This window comes from Kineosporiaceae bacterium, from assembly GCA_016713225.1.
In the GTDB taxonomy this organism is placed as follows: Bacteria; Actinomycetota; Actinomycetes; order Actinomycetales; family Kineosporiaceae; genus JADJPO01.
Window position 1 is genome coordinate 352098 of the sequence record JADJPO010000003.1, and the last position, 19341, is coordinate 371438.

Annotated in this window: 15 protein-coding genes and 1 pseudogene; 12 read left to right on the forward strand and 4 right to left on the reverse strand. The window is 69.8% G+C overall.

Going from position 1 to position 19341, the window contains the following annotated elements; genetic code table 11:
• The first annotated feature begins 166 nt into the window (after nucleotides 1–166).
• The 4 genes and pseudogenes from IPK24_12640 to IPK24_12655 all read left to right on the forward strand — a co-directional run bounded on the left by IPK24_12640 (nucleotide 167) and on the right by IPK24_12655 (nucleotide 5476).
• Entirely contained in the window at nucleotides 167–475 is a 309-nt protein-coding gene (locus IPK24_12640; GenBank protein MBK8076381.1) for a LysM peptidoglycan-binding domain-containing protein, read from the forward strand.
• A 405-nt stretch (nucleotides 476–880) separates the two neighbouring features.
• Nucleotides 881–1399: a transcriptional repressor NrdR gene (gene nrdR, locus IPK24_12645; GenBank protein ID MBK8076382.1), complete on the forward strand. Its 519-nt coding sequence runs from the start codon at nucleotides 881–883 to the stop codon at nucleotides 1397–1399.
• A 266-nt stretch (nucleotides 1400–1665) separates the two neighbouring features.
• Nucleotides 1666–4485, forward strand: a pseudogene (locus tag IPK24_12650) (vitamin B12-dependent ribonucleotide reductase).
• 283 nt (nucleotides 4486–4768) lie between these two features.
• Complete coding sequence (locus tag IPK24_12655; protein ID MBK8076383.1) at nucleotides 4769–5476, forward strand: hypothetical protein; 708 nt, start codon at nucleotides 4769–4771, stop codon at nucleotides 5474–5476.
• A 97-nt stretch (nucleotides 5477–5573) separates the two neighbouring features.
• On the opposite strand, the gene IPK24_12660 is transcribed toward IPK24_12655, so the two are convergent.
• Genes IPK24_12660 through IPK24_12670 form a run of 3 tightly spaced genes read right to left on the reverse strand, consistent with a single transcriptional unit; the run spans nucleotide 5574 to nucleotide 7769 of the window.
• Nucleotides 5574–6359, reverse strand: coding sequence for an EamA family transporter (locus IPK24_12660; GenBank protein MBK8076384.1), 786 nt, complete (start codon nucleotides 6357–6359; stop codon nucleotides 5574–5576).
• 59 nt (nucleotides 6360–6418) lie between these two features.
• Nucleotides 6419–7153, reverse strand: a complete 735-nt coding sequence (locus tag IPK24_12665) for a hypothetical protein (protein MBK8076385.1) — start codon at nucleotides 7151–7153, stop codon at nucleotides 6419–6421.
• Entirely contained in the window at nucleotides 7146–7769 is a 624-nt protein-coding gene (locus IPK24_12670; GenBank protein MBK8076386.1) for a helix-turn-helix transcriptional regulator, read from the reverse strand. The genes IPK24_12665 and IPK24_12670 overlap by 8 nt, the downstream gene beginning before the upstream one ends.
• Before the next feature lie 128 nt (nucleotides 7770–7897).
• On the opposite strand from IPK24_12670, the gene IPK24_12675 reads away from it, so the two are divergent.
• The 7 genes from IPK24_12675 to IPK24_12705 all read left to right on the forward strand — a co-directional run bounded on the left by IPK24_12675 (nucleotide 7898) and on the right by IPK24_12705 (nucleotide 17587).
• Nucleotides 7898–9088 carry an MFS transporter gene (locus tag IPK24_12675; protein ID MBK8076387.1) on the forward strand — a complete coding sequence of 397 codons (1191 nt, stop codon included), beginning with the start codon at nucleotides 7898–7900 and terminating at the stop codon, nucleotides 9086–9088.
• A gap of 126 nt (nucleotides 9089–9214) precedes the next feature.
• Nucleotides 9215–9661, forward strand: a complete 447-nt coding sequence (locus tag IPK24_12680) for a mobile mystery protein A (protein ID MBK8076388.1) — start codon at nucleotides 9215–9217, stop codon at nucleotides 9659–9661.
• Nucleotides 9662–9670: 9 nt separating this feature from the next.
• Nucleotides 9671–10315 carry a mobile mystery protein B gene (locus IPK24_12685; protein MBK8076389.1) on the forward strand — a complete coding sequence of 215 codons (645 nt, stop codon included), beginning with the start codon at nucleotides 9671–9673 and terminating at the stop codon, nucleotides 10313–10315.
• Between the two features lie 216 nt (nucleotides 10316–10531).
• Nucleotides 10532–12040 (forward strand): DUF3375 domain-containing protein, encoded by a 1509-nt coding sequence (locus IPK24_12690; GenBank protein MBK8076390.1) that lies wholly within the window; start codon nucleotides 10532–10534, stop codon nucleotides 12038–12040.
• Nucleotides 12037–12840, forward strand: coding sequence for a DUF4194 domain-containing protein (locus IPK24_12695; GenBank protein ID MBK8076391.1), 804 nt, complete (start codon nucleotides 12037–12039; stop codon nucleotides 12838–12840). Before IPK24_12690 ends, IPK24_12695 begins: the two co-directional genes overlap by 4 nt.
• A 38-nt stretch (nucleotides 12841–12878) precedes the next feature.
• Complete coding sequence (locus IPK24_12700; protein ID MBK8076392.1) at nucleotides 12879–16343, forward strand: AAA family ATPase; 3465 nt, start codon at nucleotides 12879–12881, stop codon at nucleotides 16341–16343.
• Nucleotides 16340–17587 carry a hypothetical protein gene (locus IPK24_12705; GenBank protein ID MBK8076393.1) on the forward strand — a complete coding sequence of 416 codons (1248 nt, stop codon included), beginning with the start codon at nucleotides 16340–16342 and terminating at the stop codon, nucleotides 17585–17587. The genes IPK24_12700 and IPK24_12705 overlap by 4 nt, the downstream gene beginning before the upstream one ends.
• Nucleotides 17588–17636: 49 nt before the next feature.
• Here IPK24_12705 and IPK24_12710 read toward each other — a convergent pair whose 3' ends face one another.
• On the reverse strand, nucleotides 17637–18407 hold the full coding sequence (locus tag IPK24_12710; protein ID MBK8076394.1) for a helix-turn-helix domain-containing protein: 771 nt from the start codon (nucleotides 18405–18407) through the stop codon (nucleotides 17637–17639).
• A gap of 89 nt (nucleotides 18408–18496) precedes the next feature.
• Here IPK24_12710 and IPK24_12715 point away from each other — a divergent pair, with 89 nt between their 5' ends.
• On the forward strand, nucleotides 18497–19321 hold the full coding sequence (locus tag IPK24_12715; GenBank protein ID MBK8076395.1) for an aquaporin family protein: 825 nt from the start codon (nucleotides 18497–18499) through the stop codon (nucleotides 19319–19321).
• Nucleotides 19322–19341 lie beyond the last annotated feature (20 nt).

The window sequence follows — 19341 nt, forward strand, 5'->3', positions numbered from 1 at the left end:
AACCCGATGTGGAGGCACCGATGTCGACCCTGACTCTTCCCCGGTGGCACACCCGTCCGCTCCCCGCCCTCTGGCGTCCCGCACCTCCCGCGCGTCGGCCCAAGCGCCCGTGCCGGGTGGGGTCGAGGGTGCCTCGTCGGGGCGCCACGCGCGGGCGTCGGGCCCGGTGCGCCTGACGCGGCGGGGGCGGCTGGTGGCGCGGTGGCTGTTGGTGCTGGCCACGATCGGCCTCGTGCTCACGGCCGTGGTGGGTGCGGTCCTGCTCGGCGGTGGGTCGGCGCAGGGTGGTGAGCATGCTGCGCCGGTTCCGATGAGCTATCACCTGGTGGCGCCGGGGGAGACGTTGTGGCAGATCGCCCTGCGGGCCGAGCCGGGCAGTGATCCGCGCGACCTGGTGGAGCAGATCGTCGAGTTGAACCACCTGAGCAGCGCCGAGCTCCCCGTCGGGTTGCGACTCGCGGTACCGCGGCGATGAGCGTGGGGGTCGGCCGAGTGGGGGCATCGGCCGAGTGGGGGCGTCGCGGATGACCCTCGCCCTGGGTCACGTCGGCGCTCACGTCGGCGTGTCCGCCGTCGGTGGAGGTGCCTGGGTGAGGGGCTGGCCTGCGGCGACGGGGTTCGTTCGCCGGCCTGGCTGCAGGGTGCCGGACGGCGTTTCCCGGCGTGTCGTGAGTTGCGCCTCCGGGGGTAGCGGCTTAGCGTTACCCCCAGATCTAGTAGTTACACCGATGTAAGCCGTCCACATGTAGTCCCCAGCATGATCCCCAGGTTTGTGGGGGGTCGTCCACAGGTCATCCCCAGGTGCATCCACAGAAGCCCTCGGGTGGCCGGTCGAGCTGGGTCGGCGGGGGTGGCGAACCGTGGAGAGGAGGTGGTCGGTGTGAACTGTCCGTTCTGCCGAAACGCCGATTCGAGGGTTGTCGACTCCCGCAGCATCGACGACGGCACCTCGATCCGCCGTCGGCGGCAGTGCCCCGAGTGTGGGCGCCGCTTCAGCACCATGGAGACGGCGAGCTTGACGGTCGTCAAGCGATCGGCGGCCACCGAGCCGTTCAGTCGGGCGAAGGTGATCACCGGGGTCCGCAAGGCCTGTCAGGGTCGCCCGGTCGGCGAGGACGACCTGGCCCGCCTGGCTCAGCGCGTGGAGGAGAGTATCCGGGCCACGGGCGCGGCCGAGGTCGATGCCCATGACGTCGGGCTGGCGATCCTCGGGCCGCTGCGAGAACTGGACGAGGTCGCCTACCTGCGCTTCGCGAGCGTCTATCAGGCGTTCGACTCCCTGGCGGATTTCGAGTCCGCCATCGCCCTGCTGCGCGCCGAACGTGACGCCCTGACAGGAATGAACGAGCCCCTGACGGGGCACACCACACCGAACGGCTCCACCGCAGGTGTGATCTAGAACCCCCGTCGGCGGCGCTGCTGGGGAAGGTGGCGCCGCCGACGGGACCACTCCGCCAACTCGACAGATCCTGCGCGGGCACCCCGGCGGCGCGACACCCCAGCAGCACGGACCACAGCACCAGTACGCCACCACATCAGACGCACATCAGACGCACCGTCGGCATCAGTAGCGATCATTGAGGGGAACACAGCGATGACTCAGACCTCGTCCGGCCCTGGGGGCGTAAAGGCGAAGGCAGACAGCCCCCGGCTGCAACACAAGGGCTGACGGTCGAACGGGTCTTCACCACCGCCGGGGTGCACCCCTACGACGCGGTGACCTGGGAGCGGCGTGACGTCGTCCAGGACCAACTGGAGGACCGGCGAGACGATCTTCGAGCAGAAGGGCGTCGAGTTCCCCGATTTCTGGAGCCTGAACGCCTCCACGATCGTCACCACCAAGTACTTCCGCGGCGCGTTGGGGTCCGACGTGCGTGAGCGCAGCCTCAAGCAGCTGATCGACCGGGTCGTGCTGACCTACACCAAGGCGGGCAAGGACGCGGGGTACTTCGCGACCGACGCCGACGCCGACGTGTTCGAGCACGAGCTGACCCACATGTTGTTGCACCAGGTGTTCAGCTTCAACTCACCGGTCTGGTTCAACGTGGGCACGCCCGCTCCGCAGCAGGTCTCGGCGTGCTTCATCCTGTCGGTCGACGACTCGATGGACTCGATCCTCAACTGGTACAAGGAGGAGGGGTTCATCTTCAAGGGCGGCTCCGGCGCCGGCCTGAACCTGTCCCGGATCCGGTCCTCGAAGGAGCTGCTGGCCAGCGGCGGGACGGCGTCCGGCCCGGTGTCGTTCATGCGCGGGGCGGACGCCTCGGCCGGGACGATCAAGTCCGGGGGTGCCACGCGTCGCGCGGCGAAGATGGTCGTGCTGGACGTCGACCACCCCGACATCGAGGAGTTCATCGACACCAAGGCGCGCGAGGAGGACAAGATCCGCGCGTTGCGCGACGCCGGCTTCGACATGGACCTGGGCGGCAAGGACATCATCAGCGTCCAGTACCAGAACGCCAACAACTCGGTTCGGGTCAGCGACGAGTTCATGCGAGCGGTCGAGAACGGTGACCCGTTCGGCCTGCGCTCACGCCTGACCGGTGAGGTGATCGAGAGCGTCGACGCCCGAGGGCTGTTCGAGAAGATGGCCAAGGCCGCCTGGGAGTGCGCCGACCCCGGCATCCAGTACGACGACACCATCAACGACTGGCACACCACCCCCGAGTCGGGCCGGATCACCGCCTCGAACCCGTGCTCGGAGTACATGCACCTGGACAACTCCAGCTGCAACCTGGCCTCGCTGAACCTGATGAAGTTCGTGAGCAGCGACGGCTCGTTCGACGCCGAGCTGTTCGTCAAGGTGGTCGAGCTGGTCATCACGGCGATGGACATCTCGATCTGCTTCGCCGACTTCCCGACCGAGCCGATCGGTGAGACCACCCGGACGTTCCGCCAGCTCGGTATCGGCTACGCCAACCTCGGTGCGCTGCTGATGGCCTCGGGCCTCGGGTACGACTCCGAGGGTGGGCGGGCGCTGGCGGCGTCCATCACCTCGTTGATGACCGGCACCGCCTACCGTCGGTCGGCCGAGATGGCCGGCGTGGTGGGGGCCTACGAGGGTTACGCCCGCAACGCCGAGGGGCACCGTCGGGTGATGCGCAAGCACGCCGCGGCCAACGATGCGATCCGTTCGGTCACCGCGCTCGATCGTGATGTACACCGGGTGGCCACCCGCGAGTGGGAGCTCGGCAACACGATCGGTGAGAAGAACGGCTGGCGCAACGCGCAGGCCAGTGTGCTCGCGCCCACCGGCACCATCGGCTTCATGATGGATTGCGACACCACGGGTATCGAGCCCGACTTCTCGCTGGTCAAGTTCAAGAAGCTGGTCGGCGGCGGCTCGATGCAGATCGTCAACCAGACCATCCCGCTGGCGCTGCGCAAGATGGGCTACGCCGAGGAGACGGTCGAAGCGATCGTCGAGTACATCGCCGAGCACGGTCACGTGGTGGATGCGCCGGGGCTGCGGCGGGAGCACTACGACGTGTTCGACTGCGCGATGGGCGAGCGGGCGCTTTCGAGCCCATGGGGCACGTGCGGATGATGGCTGCCTGCCAGCCGTTCCTGTCCGGGGCGATCAGCAAGACCGTCAACCTGCCCGAGTCGGCGAGCGTGCAAGAGATCTCGGACGTCTACTTCCAGGGCTGGAAGCTCGGTCTGAAGGCACTGGCGGTCTACCGCGACAACTGCAAGGTCGGTCAGCCGCTGTCGGACGGCAAGGCCAAGAAGTCCGACGTGGCCGTCGCTGCCGAGGCCACACCGGCACCCGAGGTGCGAGTCGAGTACCGCGCGACCCGACGCCGGCTGCCGAAGCGCCGCACCAGCCAGACCACGTCGTTCGCCGTGGGTGGCGCCGAGGGGTACCTGACGGCCGGTCAGTACCCGGACGGCGACCTGGGCGAGCTGTTCCTCAAGTTCGGCAAGCAGGGCTCGACCCTCGCCGGCATGATGGACGCCTTCTCGCTCGCGGTCTCCGTCGCGATCCAGCACGGGGTGCCGCTCGAGACCTACGTCGAGAAGTTCACCAACATGCGCTTCGAGCCGGCCGGTCTGACCGACGACCCCGACGTGCGCATGGCTCAGTCGATCATGGACTACGTCTTCCGTCGCCTGGCGCTGGACTACCTCGACTTCGACACCCGCTCGGCGATGAGCATCTACACCGCCGAGGAGCGCACCCGACACCCCGAAACCGGTTCCTATGTCGAGGAATCCAGCGACGACGAGGTCGAAGAAGAGCTCGAGAGCATGGCGCAGTCGGCCTCCTCCCAGCCCAAGCCCAAGGCGAAGCCGGCCGATCTCGCCGGTGCCGTCGCGGTCAAGGCGGCTCCGGTCGAGGTGCACTCCAGCGCCGAACTGCTGGAGAAGATGCAGGGCCGCGCCTCCGACGCCCCAGGTGTGCTTCACCTGTGCCCGCCGACGCGCCCGCGCGGGGCCGGTGCGCGTTTGTGGGGGGGTGGCTGGCCCTCCGGTTGCAGCTGATGTGAGCGACCAGGTGCCGCCCGTCCCGGATCTCGGGACGGGCGGCGCTGTGTTTCTCGGGCGCGGCGTCCGGGATGAGCGGTGATGACTCTCGACGATGTTCTGTCGTACCGTGTCCGTGGCGACTCGCCTCGCCGGACTCTCTCCTCGGCGCTCGCGCCGCCGGGTATCGGAGAGCAAAGGGGACCCTGTGTGCTCGGCGTGAAGATCACCGATGTGTCCTCGTGACCGTCGCCGAGCGCGGGTCGTCGAGGGTCGCGCGTCGACACATGAGGTGCTTCACATGACCAAGCAGGAGACGTTCAAGCGCCGTATCCGCGAGCGCATGGAGAAGACCGGCGAGCGCTACGGCGCAGCCCGGCGGACGTTGCTCGGCGGGTTCACCAGTGATGGGACGGCCGACGGCGATGGGCCGACGCCTCGCCGGCGCGTTCGCGCTGCGGAACCAGAGGTCGACGACCTGGCCATCACCCGAGCAACCGGTCGGGGTTGGGACGAGTGGTGCGACCTGATCGATGCCTGGCCGGGCCACGACCGTGGCCACACCGCGATCGCCGCGTACATCGCCGAGGCGTACGGCGTCCGCGGCTGGTGGGGTCAGGGCGTGACGGTGGGGTACGAGCGGATCACCGGTCGACGTGCCCCGAACCAGATGGCCGACGGCACGTTCAGCGCCGGTAAGACCCGCACCGTCACCGTCGATCCCGCTGCCCTGCGAGCGGCGATCGTCGACGACGCCGACCGGGTGTCACTGTTCCCGGGCCTCGAGACACAGTTGCGCTCCAGGGCGACCAGCAAAGCCCTGCGATTGAGCGTGGCCATCGACGGTCAGCCGGTCGGCTCGGCGCTGTTCACGGTGACGCCCAAGGGTGACGGCCGGGTCATGGTCAACGTGTCACACGACGGACTGCCCGACTCTGCAGCTGTCGAGGCGTGGAAGCGGTATTGGGCAGACTGGTTGGCGGCGATCGACGAGACAACGGATCACTGAGGACTGGCTGAAGGCACCATCCCGCGGGATGGTGGCGCCGTTGACCGCTCGCGTGGTGGTCCGTGCGCGGGCGGATCGTCAGGTGTGACGCGGATCGTCAGGTGTGCCGTTGCGCGCCGGCCCCGGCCAGGACGACGAGCAGGATGCCGACGACCTGCCCGATCGATGGCTGCTGGTCGAGCACGATCAACCCGAGCAGGACGCCGAATGCCGGCTCGAGGGCCATCAGGGTGCCGAATGCGGTGGGGGTCATGCGACGTAGCGCCAGCATCTCGAAGGCGTACGGCAACACCGGCAGCAGGACGGCGAGCCCCACCGCCGTGGCGAGCAACCCGGGGGAGAAGTGCCCCATCACGCCGGGGAGCCCGAAGAATGCCGCCGTGACGGCGCCGATGGGCACGGTGAGCGAGAGCCCGGTGACGCCGCTGAACCGATCACCGACCTGCTGGGTGAGCAGGATGTAGGTGGCCCACCCCACCGCCGAGAGGGTGGCGAAACCGATGCCGGCCAGGTGGATGTCGCCGCGCCACGGTTGGCAGAGCAGCACCACCCCGACCAGCGCGGCGGCCGGCCAGATGAGTGCTCGGGCGCTGTGACTGCGCACCGCGGCCACGGTGAGCGGGCCGAGAAACTCGATGGCGACGGCCGTACCCAGCGGTAGGCGCTCGATCGCGGCGAGGAACACGATGGTCATCAACCCCGTGGTCACCCCGAGGCCGAGCAGTGCCGGGACGTCGCGACGCCGGAGCGCGCGCAGGGACGGGCGGGCCAGGACGACGAAGATCACTGCGCCGGCGCTGAGACGCAACCAAGCGGTGCCCGCTGGACCCACGGTCGAGATGAGTCCCATCGACAGGGCAGAACCCAGCTGCACCGAGGCCATCGCGGCCACGGCCAGGCCCCACGGCGGTACCCGAGGGACCGGGACGGCGACGGCGTCGGTCACGGCAGATCCTCGAGGGAGGCGGCGATGAGGTGGTGAACGACGCGTACGTCGGGGCCGAGCCGTCGCAGGTGAGTGACCAGATCCTCGGTGGCGGCCTGGAGGGCCTCGTCGGTGAACGGATCGAGCGCGTCGAGGATGAACAGGGCTGTTGTGGTGTCCTCGCGCAGTTGGGTGCGGCGGGCCTGCCGCCAGTTCCAGCGCCGACACGTCACGCCGTCCGCGTCGCACCACACGACCTCGCCGGGTTCGGGGTGCTCGATCACTGGGTCGCCGCCGGCCACGGTGTCGAAGTTCTCGGTGCCCATGGCGCGCACCAACCGCGGTGAGCCGGTGTATCGGGTCAGATCCTCGCCGCCGAGCGGCAGTTGATGGAGCACCGAGATCGCGTTGTAGAGGTCGGTGAGTCGGTTCACGCGCGGCAATCCGGTCTCGGCGCGACGCAACAGCGCCTCGAGGCTGTTGCGCGTGCGTTGCGGTTTGGAGCCGAACGCCCGGTAGGCCTCACGCCAGGCCGCTACGTGGGGGAGTTGATCGACCGCTGAGTGCGACAACGCTTCTCGGGCAGCGGTTTCCGCGGCGTCCAGCAGGTCGTTGCTCGTCGAGTCGCTCGGCCCGGGGACAAGTCCATCGACGGCGACGAGCAGCGCCCGGTAGTCGGCACGCAGTGCGAACACCGCCGGGTCGACGCGCCCCTGGGTCACGAACGCTTCCAGCTCAGCGAGGTCAGACATCGGAACCGTCCACTCGGGGCGCCGACCCCACGCCTGGCTCGAAGACCGTCAAGGAGAACCTGGATGACTCGGTGCCGGTGTTGAGATACGAGTGCGGCACGTCGCCGGGGAACGCGACGGCGTCACCGGCGTCCAGAGTGATCACTTGGCCGGCGACCTCGACCACGAGCCCGCCCTCCAGCACCTGCAGCAGTTCCCGGGTGCCCGACGCGTGGGGCTCGGTCGCGTGACGATCGGCCGGACCCAGAGTCCAGTCCCACAACTCGACGACGTTCGGGGGTTCGGTACCCGCCACGAGTACCCCACGCCCACCGGCCGGGCTCTCCCAGAGGACCGCGCCGTCACCTTGGCGGGTCACCTTCACCACCGTGGGATGCGGCGGCTCCACCAGGGCCGGCAGGCCGATGCCGAGGGCATCACTGATCCTGAGCAAGGTGCCGACGCTGGGGTTGGTGGATCCCTGCTCGACATTGACCACGAGACGACGGCTCACGCCCGCCGCTTCGGCCAGCTGATCCAACGTCCAATGCCGCGCCTGACGACCCTGCCGCACCCGAGCGCCGATGGCTGCCGCCAGATCGGCCGAACTCTGATCCATGAGTGCACAATAGTGCATCGTGAGTGCATCGTATGACTCGGGCTATTCTCGCGCCCATGGCCTGCACCCCTCCATGACGCCACCTGTGCGCGGGCACCAGCGCCCGCAGTCGATGTCGTCATACCCCCGTGCAGGAAAGGTCCCTGATGAACTCCGCCCCTGGCGGCTATCTCGCGCTGCTCCGAACCCCCCACGTCACGCCACTGTTCGCCTGGGCTGCCCTGGCCCGGCTGCAATTCGGCGTCATCCCGCTCGCCCTGCTGTTGTTGTTCGCCATGCAACGGCACTCCTATGCCGAAGCCGGTGTTGCGACCGCGGCCTACGGACTGACCGCTGGACTCCTCGGGCCGCTACGAGCGCGTGCCGCCGACCGATGCGGCCACGGCCGAACCCTCGCCGTCCTCGCGCTGGTGAACGGCCTCGGTCTGCTGGCGATGGGTGCCCTGGCCACCTCGGCGCTCCCGGTCCTGACCGCTACGGGCCTGCTCGCCGGAGGTCTCGCCCCGCCCACCGGCCCCGTCATGAGGTCCGCCTGGCGTGACCTGACGTATGACGAAACCCAACTGCAGGAGGCCTTTTCACTCGACTCGGTCGCCGAGGAGGTGCTGTTCGTCCTCGGCCCGCTGCTGGCGGGTGCCGCGATCGCACGGTTCGACGCACGCGCCGTCCTAGGGGTCTCGGTCGGCCTGCTCGTACTCGCGAACCTCGGCATGGGCAGCCTGCTCGGCCGGGCGACCTCCCGCGGCGCGACGCCAGAGCTGGGGCGGCGTGACGCGCGCTGGCGGTCGACGCGCTTTCTCATCCGGCTGTTGCCGGCCCTCGCGATCGGCTATCTGCTCGCCGGGTTCGAGCTCGCCGCCATCGCCGCCGTGATGCGACGCCTGGACCAGGGGTTCGCAGGCCTGCCTGCGGCGCTGGTCTCGATCGGCAGCATCGTCGGCGGCCTGGTCTACGGGCGTCGCACCTGGCCCGGCACCGTGCAGCATCAGGCGGTGGGCTTCGTCCTGCTGAGCAGTGCGGCCGTGGCCGCCTCGGGGCTCGTGATCAACCTGCCGCTGGTGCTGCTGGTGCTGATCACTGCCGCGGGGTTGTTCGTCGCCCCGGCGCTGGTGGCCTCCTACCTGCTGGCCGATGCGGCCACGGACGTCGCGAGCGCCGAGTCGACCTCCTGGGTCACCTCGGCGTTCAACGTCGGTACCGCCGCGGGCACGGCCGCTGCCGGGGCACTGGTCGACGTCCGTGGCCCGGGGGTGGCGATGGTGGCCGGTGCGGCAGTCGCGACGGTGCTGACGGCCGCTTCGTTGCTCGGGCGCACCGCCGGGACGTCCAGGATGTGAACGAGTTTGGTGAGTCCTCGAGCAGCACAATTCGATGTAACGAGGCATCACAGTGCATTGCTCAAGGTTATTGTCATGCATTACGATGCATCGAGCGTTTCATTGGTGCTCAGGAAGGCGGCGGTCATGTCAAGCGCTCTGCGGCAGCAGCGAGCACGGCAACTCCTGGATGCCCGGTTCGAACGGCTGCGTGCCGACGTCCCACTTCTCGCCCGTCCCGCCCGAGGCTGGGTCCGCTCGGTGCGCGAGGCGCTGGGGTTGTCACAGAACGATCTCGCGCAACGACTAGGGGTGAACCAGACCACGGTGCGGCGGCTGGAACGCAGCGAGCTGGACCGGGCTGCGCAGTTGAGTACCTTGCAGCGTGCCGCGGAGGCCTTGGACTGTGACCTCGTCTACGCCCTGGTTCCTCGAGGGTCGTTGCAGGGCATCGTCGAGAAGCGCCTGGCCGCCCAGCTGGCTGAGCACGTCGCGGCAGTTCACCAGAGCATGCTGCTCGAGGCTCAGCTGCCGGATCAACACGACCAGGAACACCATCGTCGGATGGTCGAACAGGCCGCCGAGCAATGGTGAGGATCTCTGATGACCGATTCCTCGCTGTTCGGTGCGGTCCCGGGCGCCACACCGTTGACCGAGCAGGAACGCGACGGGCTGCTGCTGCCCGTGCTCACGCGCGGTGAACTGGATGCTGTCGAGGCGGAGAACATCGCCCGGGCGCGGCTCGCGGCCCTGTCTGGCCGGCGGCGGCTCACCGCCGAGCGGATCCTCGATGTCGGATGGATGAAGCAACTGCACCGTGCCATGTACGGCGACGTGTGGGCCTGGGCCGGCAGCTTCAGGACCACCGAACGCAACATCGGTGTCGAGCCGTGGCGCATCCTGCTGTGTCTGCACGATCTGATCGCGGACGCCGCGTTCTGGCTGGCCGACGTCCGCGTAGCCGGTCAGACCGCCCTGTCTGCTGACGAGTTCTGCCTTCGGCTGTCGCATCGAGCGGTACTGGTTCACCCGTTCCCCAATGGCAACGGACGCTGGTCACGACTGCTGGCCGATGCGGCGGCACACTCGCTCGGTCGGCCGCCGTTCGGCTGGGGACGGGCACCCGCTCAGCCGATCGATCCCGATCCGCAGCGCCGTGCCGAGGTGCGTCGTGCCTACCTGGCGGCGCTGCGTACGGCCGATCTGTTGCTGGACTATGCCCCTTTGATGGCCTTCGCGCGCTCGTGAGGACGCCTGGGGAGACGGCGCGCTCGTGCCTCTCGACCTCGCCGGCGAGAGGCTGCTCGACTGAGCGGTGCCAGCGGGCCAGGACGGCGAACCGGGCCTGCGTTGTCGGTGCCACCCCTTACCGTGGATCCGTCCTCGGCTCGAGTGGGCGCGCGGACGTCGTCCCCGTGATGCGTCGGGGCGGCAGCGACAACGGAAGGTGACGGGGGAGCACACGTGAGTCAGATCGTCGGAGAGCTCTCGCGCGTGCGCGGCGCGTTCGAGCAGCCGACCCTCACCCTGCTGCACCAGCGTCAGGCCCCCGTGGTGATCGCGATCTTCCGCAGCACCTTCAGCCGCGACGTGCGCAGCGTGCCGACGGCTCGGCTGCACGGCATGGTCGACACCTTCCTCGACGAGCTGCGGGCCACGGGTGCGCCCGACCTGCCGACCGGAACCGGCCGTGACCTGTGCCTACGCTGGATGCGCGGCCAGTGGCTGGTGCGCAGCGTCGAGGACGACGGCACCGAGGTCTACACCCTGACCAGCCATGCCCAGGACGCGCTGAACCTGGTCGCGAGCCTGACCCGCGAGCGTGCCAGCCTCAGCGAACACCGGATCTCGACCATCGTGACCGCCGTCCGCCGATTCAACGCCGAGGCGAACCCCGACCGGTGGGCGCGGGTCGACATCCTCGACGCTGAGATCGCCCGGCTCAAGCGGGAACGCGACCGGGTGCTGACCGGCGACCTCCCGCAGGTCTCCGACGACTACCTGATGGAGGGCTACAGCGAGTTGCTGGCCCTGGTCGCCGGGCTGCCGAGCGACTTCTCCCGCGTGGAGGAGACCTTCACGACGCTGCGCTCGCAGATCCTGGCCTCCTTCCGTGAGGAGGAACGTCCAGCCGGGGCGGTGGTCGACGACTACCTGCGCCGGGCCGAGTCGCTGATGACCGCCACCGCCGAGGGCCGCGCCTTCGAGGGCGCCTTCGCGCTGTTGCGCGACGAGGAGCTGCTCCTGCAGCTGACCGAGGACCTGAGTGCCCTGCTCACCCACCCCAAGGCCGACACCCTGCTGAACGACGCTGATCGGCGCGACCTGCGCGGCACCGTGACCCTGATCCGGCGTGGCCTCGACCGGGTGCTGACCCAGCGCACCCGGGTGACCCGCGCGCTGCGCGACTACATCGCCACCCACAACGTGGTCCGCGACCGCGAACTGGACACCACGCTGCGCCAGCTCGACACCGAATTGCAGACCTGGCTGGCCGAGACCGGCCCCCGGTCCGCCGTCGACCTGCCGCTACTGCCCTCCCGGTTCGACATCGACCACCTGCGCGAGCGGTTCTACGACCCTGCGGACGACGCGCCGCCGCCCGAGCTGCTCGACGTGACCGACCAGCGCCCGGACGAGGTGTCACTCGACCGGCTGCGCGCCATGGGTGGCCCGTCGTTGGGTCGCCTGCGGTACGCCCTGCAGGAGGCGCTGCGCTCGCCGGAACCGACCGCCTCGCTCGGGGAACTGTTCGCCGAGCTGGACGAGTCGCTGCGCCGTCCGGTCGAGATCCTCGGCCTGCTGCACCTGGCGGCCAACACCCGCGGGCTGCCCGAGGCGCAGGATGACCGTGAGCTGTTCGTGGCCGTCCGGTCGGACGGCAGCCGGCGCGAGCTGCTGGTGCCGGTCGTCCCGCTGGCTCCCGCGACCGGCGCTCGAACCGAACCCCAGCCCGAGGAGAGCCCCGCATGACGCTCACCCACGACGAGGCCGCCGTGGTGGACCGATCCCACGATGACGCAGCCGGCGAGGTCGACCGGGACGAGTGGGACGACACCGAAGGCGATGCCGACCTCAGCAGCAGCATCGCGCTGTTCGAGGGTGACGAGGGTCGGCTCGACGTCGCCCAACGCCGGGCGTTGGTGGCCCTGCTCAAGCACCGGTTCATCACCGCCCGAACCCATCCGGGGGAGTGGCGGGCGCTGATCGCCCACCCGCACCTGATCCGGTCGCGGCTCAACGACGTCTTCCTCGACCTGCACCTGGATCGTGAACGCGAGGTCGCCTTCAAACGCCAGGCGGCCCCGGACGGCGGCGGCCGGTTCCCGACCCTGGTGCGCGACCTGGCCTGGTCCCGGGAAGAGACCGTGATCATGGTCTACCTGCGCCGCCGCAGCCGGGCGGAGGAGGGTACCGGCCAGATCCGGGTGTTCGTCGACCGGCAGGAGATGCTCGACCACGTGGCGTCGTTGCGTCCGGCCCACGCCACCGACCAGGCAGGGGATTCGCGTCGGGGCGCCAAGGCCATCGAGAACCTGATCACCGCGGGCCTGTTGATCGGCCAGCACGACGCCGACCGGTTCGAGATCAGCCCCGCCATCGACGTGGTCCTGCCGCTGGAGCGCCTGCACGAGCTGCTGCGCTGGCTGCAGGCCCAGCGCCCCGGGGGTGCGTTCGACGACACTCTGATCGACGACGCCGCCCCGGACGACGAGGCACTGGACGGCAGCACGATGGACGGCGAGACCGACCCAGAGGAGCAGGACGCGTGACCCAGACCGAGGCCGAGCTCCCGGCCGTTCACTACTCGATGGACGCCGCCCGCGACACCATCCCCGACGCCCCGCTGTTCTACCTGGAGGGCGCCACCGAGGGCACCACCCAGTGGCGCGCACAGACGCTGCAGGTGGTGAACTGGGGTGGGTTCGAGGGCGCCGTGACGGTGCCGTTCCACCAGGGCGCCACGCTGATCTCCGGCGCCTCCGGCAGCGGCAAGAGCACCCTGCTCGACGCCTACATCGCACTGATGATGCCCTCGGACATCGCCTTCAACGGTGCCTCCAACGACGCCGTGGCAGGTCGGGCGCGCAGCGCCGGGCAGCGCAACCTGATGTCCTACCTGCGCGGCCAGACCGACACGGTGCCCGACGAGAGCGGGCGGGAACGTCCGAAACTCCTGCGCGGAGAAGGCACGGCGACCTGGGGCGCCATCGGCATGACCTTCGTCAACGATCACGGTGAACACTTCACCGCGTTGCGGGTCTACTTCGTGCCGGCCCGGGCGACGGTCTTCGCCGACCTCGCGCCGCGCTTCGCCACCATCGACGCGCCCTTCGACCTGGCCGACCTGGCGCCGTTGGCGAGCGAGCAGTTCCAGCCGCGGGTGCTCAAGGCCGCCTTCCCCGGCTTGATCACCCATGACGGCTACACCGCCTTCGCCACCCGGCTGCACACCAAGCTCGGCATCGGCGCCAACGGCGACGGCCTCAAGGCGCTGCGGCTGTTGGCGCGCATCCAGGCCGGGCAGCAGATCCGCACCGTGGACGACCTCTACAAGGACATGGTGCTCGAGCGGCCGACGACCTACGACGCTGCTGACCGGGCCATCGCGCACTTCGACGACCTCGAAGCTGCCTACCAGGCAATGCAGACCGAGCAGGACAAGGCCGAGCTGCTCACCCCGATCACGGCGAAGTACGACCGCCTGATCACCGCCCGGCGCACCATCGACGAGATCGACACCTTCGGCTTGACCCGCACCACGGGCAACCCGGTCGACCTGTGGAGCCGCCACCGCGAGCGTGACCTGCTCGAGGACGCCGTCCAGCAGACCCGGGCCGGACGCCGCGCGGTGAGCGAGCAGCTGCGGGCCGCCGTGACCGCCGAGAACGGCCTCGCCCAGGATCTGGCCGCCGCCCAGACCGAGCACCGCGAGTCCGGCGGTGGTGAGCTGGCGAGCCTGGACCAGCAGATCATCACGGCCGGCATCACGCGCGACGACCGATCGAGCCGGCGGGCCGACCTGGCCGAGCGCACCGAGGTGCTCGACCTGCCCCTGGACGACGCGGACCGCTACGCCCTCGCCCGACAGGAGGCGGAGGAGTTCCTGGCCGGCTACGACGCCCGGTCGAGCGAACTCATCGCCGCGCGGGAGGCGTTGCGGGACCGCGACTTCCCCCTGCTCTCGCGCCGCCGCGAGCTGATCGCCGAGCGGGACTCGCTCGCCGGTCGCGAGAGCCGGATCCGGGGCCGGCTGCACCAGCTGCGCGCCCAGGTGGCCGAGGCGTCGGGCATGACCGAGGAGGAGCTGCCGTTCCTCGCCGAACTGATCGACCTGAGCGAGGGCGAAGGGCCGTGGCGGACGGCGATCGAGACCGTGCTGGGGGCCAGTGCCCGCCTGCTCTTGGTGCCGCAGGATCGCCTCGCTGCATTCAGCCGAGCCATCGACCCGCTGCACCTGGCCGGTCGGTTGGTCTTCCAGGGCGTGCCGCTCGACCCGGACGGCGCGGCGGGTCCGGGTGGGACGCTCGACCCCGCCACGGTCGCCGGCAAGCTGGTGTTCAAGGACTCACCGTTCACCGCGTGGGTGCGCCGCCACGTCAGTGAGCCGGCCCGCAATGCGCTGTGCGTGCAGCGTCCCGACGACCTGGCCGGTCCCGGGTACCGGGTGAGCCTGGCCGGGCAGACCCGGCAGGGTAGTCGGGGCAGCCACGGGCGATCCGAGGCCATGAACGTGATCGGGTTCAGCAGCCAGGACGTGCTGGCCGAGATCGAGGAGGAGCTGGGCCGGATCGAGACGCTGCTCACCGAGGTCGACCGCGAGCGAGCGCGCATCGACGAGGACCGGCGCGACCTCGACGCGCGACGCAAGGCCTCCGAGGCCGTGACCTCCGTCGCCTGGGTCGAGATCGACGTCGCCGCCGTCGAGGCTCAGCTCACTCAGCTCGAGGGCAGCCGCGAGGCGATCCTCGCCTCCAACGACCTGCTGGCGGCACTGCAGCAGCGCATCGAGGAGCTGAGCGACCAGCTGGATGTGGCCCGGCAGGACCGGTACCGGCTGCGCCAGCGTGAGGACGACCTCAACCGGCGCTGGGCCGAGTTGGTCGATCGTCAGGACGCCACCCACAACGAGATCGATCGGCTCGAGGCCGACGTCCACGTCGTGCTGACACCGGATCAGTCGGCGGCCCTCGACGGCTACTTCGCGGCCGCCGTCGGTCCTGGCGACCCGAGTGACCTGAACGAGTTCACCAACAACCTGGCGCGGCTGCACCGCACCCTGAGCCTCGCCATCGCCGAGGCCGAGAGCGCCGCGACGGCGGCGGCGGCCGACCTCGAGGCGATCTTCAACGCCTACCTGAAGCGGTTCCCGGACCCGAACCTCGGTCACACCACCGCGTCCTACCCCGACTACGCCGCGATCCTGGAACGGATCGTCGCCACCGGCCTGCACGAGCGCAAGGAGGCCTGGCGGCAGAAGCTGATGAAGTGGTCGGGCGAGGACCTGGTGCCGCTGTCGGGCCAGATGGAGTCGTGCGTCCAGGAGATCGAGGAGCGGCTCGAACCGATCAACGACATCCTGCGCGAACTGGAGTTCGGTGCCACGGGTGACCGGCTGAGGATCAGACTGCGGCGGCTGACCCCCGAGACCGTGGCGGACTTCCGGCGGGCCTTGCGTGAGCTGGCCTCGGGGGCGACCCGAGAGCTCAGCGAAGACCTGATGCAGGCCAGATTCGTGGCGCTGCAATCGTTCATGGCCCGGATCCGGCGCCGCGAGGATCCCCGATGGGACGCCGAGCGCTCCGACCGGGACGCGCTGCTCGACGTCCGGCGGCACGTCTTCGTGACCGCCGAGCGCTACGGCCCCGACGGGCAGGTGCTCAGTACCCACTCGGCCCTGGGCGGCAAGAGCGGCGGTGAGAGCCAGGAGTTGGTGGCCTTCATCGTGGGTGCGGCGCTGCGCTTCCGGCTCGGGGACGAGCTCCGAGCCCGGCCCCGGTTCGCCCCGGTGTTCATCGACGAGGGGTTCATCAAGTCCGACTCCGACTTCGCCGGACGGGCGGTGCGCGCCTGGAAGGGACTCGGCTTCCAGCTCATCGTCGGCGCCCCGCCGGACAAGGTCTCGGCGCTCGAGCCGCACATGGACGCGCTGCTGATGGTGACCAAGAACAACACCACCAGCTACTCGTTCGTGGCCTCGGTGACCGACGCCCAGGACTACGTCCTGCAGGTGTCCGCCGCCGAGATCGTCAGCCGGCTGGACGCGCGGGAGTGAACCCGGCGACCGGGTCGTCACCGGTCGTCCGCAGCATCGAGCAGGTGATCGCGGACGTCGAGCGGCGCCTGGCGCGCACCTGGTGGCATGCGCTGGCTCGGCAAGGGTCGGACGACGAGGAATCGCCCGAGCAGCACTGGCCACACCCGTTCCCCCTGGGTCGCCCCACCACCGAGTCGCTGCTGCACGACTTCGCCGCCCTTCTCGACTGGGCGGCAACGTGGCGGGCGTGGGCGGGCAGCCTCGGGATCACCCTGCGGACGACGACGCGTCGGGTGCACGGCACCGATCACGTGCTGCCCACTCATCTGGTGGTGCTGGACGTCGACCTCGCGGCGCAAGTGGTCGGCGAACCGTGGCCCGGCCGTCTCGACCGGGGCCGGGCCAACTGGCGGGCGCTCGCCGAGCGCTTTCCTCAGCTGGCCGCGGACGGCACACTCGCCGAGACCGTCCGGGCGGTCGACGGTTTCGCCGCGGCGGATGTCGACCTCCTGATGCGGGCGGGGCAGTGGTTCGCCACCCACGATGCGGCGGGTCTGACGCCACGCCAGGTGCCGATCGAGGGCTTGCACGCCAAGTGGCTCAACACTCGCCGGCAGCTGGTGAGCCGGCTGGCCGGGCGCGATGACCTCGGCCTGGCACCGCCTCATCCGCCTCGGGTGCACTTCACCTACCTCGATCCCGGCCACCGGGCCGGGGGCGGGCGGTGGCACGACGCGGTGACCATCGGCGATGCGATGGTTCCCGCCTACCGCCCTGAACTGGTGATCATCTCTGAGAACAAGGACACCGCGCTCCACTTCCCAGCTCGGGCGCGGGCGGTCAGCGTCGAGGGTGTCGGACGGGGCGCGGGGGCGATCGCCGCCGTCGACTGGCTGGCTCACGCGCCGACCGTCGTCTACTGGGGTGACATGGACGCCGCCGGCCTCGAGATCCTCAACGAGTTCCGAGCTGCCGGTATCGCCGCGCTCTCGATGTTCATGAACCCGGCCGCCTACGCACGCTGGGAACGCTTCGGCGCCACCGTCGATCCCCAGGGTCGCCCGCTCGAGGCGGGCTCGCGCCGTCCGGTACCGCACCTGACGGACGACGAGCGGCGACTGTACGAGTCGCTCACCGACCCCGCCTGGCCGGGGGTCCGCCGCATCGAGCAGGAGCGAATCCCGCTCACGCTCGCGCTGGCCGAAGCCGAGCGCCTGCTCACCCAAACCCTCGGTGATCATGCAATCCGTGCACGCTCGTGAAGCATTTCACGAGCGTGCACGGATTACATGATCACCGAGGATGGGCGGGTCAGGCTCCGGTCACGGCCTGGGCGAGCCGGGCCACGCGGTGGCTGATGTCGGCGTAGGCGGTCTCGAACGAGGCGTCGCTGCCGTCGCTGACGGGGTCGGGAATCGCCCAGTGCAGCCACCCCCGTCCCACCGCGCCGGACGGTGTCGTCAGCGTCAGCTGCGGCGGAGTGGCGGTGAGCTCCTCGTGGGCGTTGTCGCAGACGGCCACCACCAGGTCGCCGGGCTGCAGGGTCTGGTCGACCTGGTGCGTGCTCGGCCGGACGACCTGCAGGCCGTGACGGCGTGCGACGTCCAGGGCCTTGGGGTGCACCTGCTCGGCGGGATGCGTGCCGGCGCTCGCGACGGGGATCTCGCTCATCGTCGACCAACTCGCCGCCGCCAGCTGGGAGCGGGCCGAGTTGTGGGTGCAGACGAACAGCACCCGCGGAACAGGCTGCCCGGCAAGAGGATTCGCCGTCGTGGCGGCGCCGACGACCGTGGCGACGGTCGCATCGTCCCACCGCAGCTGCACGTAGCTGCGCCGGCCATCGCCCTCGGATCGCACTCGGCGGATCAGCCCGGCGTCCTCGAGCGTGCTCAGGTGGAAGGCCAAGAGGTTGGTCGCCAGACCGGTCACCGCGCCGAGCTCGCCGGGGGAGGCGTCGCCGTAGGTCAGGTGATCGACGATCTGCAGCCGCACCGGCTCGCCGAGAGCGGCGTACATCCGAGCCCGGACGGCGAGCGGCTGCGTCTGGGCCTGCGTCTGGGCCTGCGCCTTCGGTTCGGTCATGGCGGGCACCTCCCTCACCGACATGGTCGCGGAAACCTTCGCTCGTCGGATATTGCCTCAACATCTGTTGACTCAAGTATGATGGATGCATGAGCGACGTCAAGCTGCCCGGCGCATCCACCGGTCACCCCGATCACCCCGATCACGGTCTGGCCCCTGTCGTCGCCGTGGCGAACGACCCCCTGCCGCCGCTGATGCGCCGCCTGCTGGCCGAGGCCGTGGGGACGGCGCTGCTGGTCACCGTGGTGGTCGGTTCCGGCATCATGGCCACGACCCTGTCGCCGGATGACGTGGGGCTGCAGCTGCTCTACAACTCCCTGGCGACCCTGCTCGGTCTGACGGTGTTGATCCTGCAGTTCGGCCCGGTCTCGGGAGCGCACTTCAATCCGGTGGTCTCCTTCATCGACTGGCTGCTCGGGCATCGATCGGGCCACGGCCTGCCGCTGCGGGATGTCGCCGCGTATGCGGTGGCGCAGACCTCGGGGGCGATCGCCGGCGCGGTCCTGGCCAACCTCATGTACTCGCTGGCGGCTGTGCAGATCTCGACCCACCACCGGGTCACCGGTGGTGTCCTGCTGTCCGAGGTGGTCGCCACCGCCGGGCTGATCGGCATCATCTTCGCGCTCGCCCGCACCGGGCGTTCGCCGCTGTCCGCGGCGGCGGTCGGTGCCTACATCGGGGCGGCGTACTGGTTCACCGCCTCCACCTCCTTCGCCAACCCGGCGGTCACCATCGGCCGCATCTTCTCCGACACCTTCGCCGGCATCGCGCCGGCGTCGGTGCCGGCGTTCATCGCGGCTCAGGTGGTCGGCTGCCTGGTCGGGGCGGTGCTGGTGCGGGCGCTGTACCCGGACGTCGGGCAGGCCGCGGACGACGTCGTGGTCGCCCACCTCGACTATCGCCAGGACGGCTGAACCGTTCTCGCCCAGTCTCT

Bases quoted from the DNA above. Each gene is read 5' to 3' on its own strand.
- IPK24_12655 (MBK8076383.1), top strand. From the start codon at position 4,769: ATGACCAAGCAGGAGACGTTCAAGCGCCGTATCCGCGAGCGCATGGAG.
- IPK24_12660 (MBK8076384.1), bottom strand. From the start codon at position 6,359: ATGGCCTCGGTGCAGCTGGGTTCTGCCCTGTCGATGGGACTCATCTCG.
- IPK24_12665 (MBK8076385.1), bottom strand. From the start codon at position 7,153: ATGTCTGACCTCGCTGAGCTGGAAGCGTTCGTGACCCAGGGGCGCGTC.
- IPK24_12670 (MBK8076386.1), bottom strand. From the start codon at position 7,769: ATGCACTATTGTGCACTCATGGATCAGAGTTCGGCCGATCTGGCGGCA.
- IPK24_12675 (MBK8076387.1), top strand. From the start codon at position 7,898: ATGAACTCCGCCCCTGGCGGCTATCTCGCGCTGCTCCGAACCCCCCAC.
- IPK24_12680 (MBK8076388.1), top strand. From the start codon at position 9,215: ATGTCAAGCGCTCTGCGGCAGCAGCGAGCACGGCAACTCCTGGATGCC.
- IPK24_12685 (MBK8076389.1), top strand. From the start codon at position 9,671: ATGACCGATTCCTCGCTGTTCGGTGCGGTCCCGGGCGCCACACCGTTG.
- IPK24_12695 (MBK8076391.1), top strand. From the start codon at position 12,037: ATGACGCTCACCCACGACGAGGCCGCCGTGGTGGACCGATCCCACGAT.
- IPK24_12700 (MBK8076392.1), top strand. From the start codon at position 12,879: ATGGACGCCGCCCGCGACACCATCCCCGACGCCCCGCTGTTCTACCTG.
- IPK24_12710 (MBK8076394.1), bottom strand. From the start codon at position 18,407: ATGACCGAACCGAAGGCGCAGGCCCAGACGCAGGCCCAGACGCAGCCG.
- IPK24_12715 (MBK8076395.1), top strand. From the start codon at position 18,497: ATGAGCGACGTCAAGCTGCCCGGCGCATCCACCGGTCACCCCGATCAC.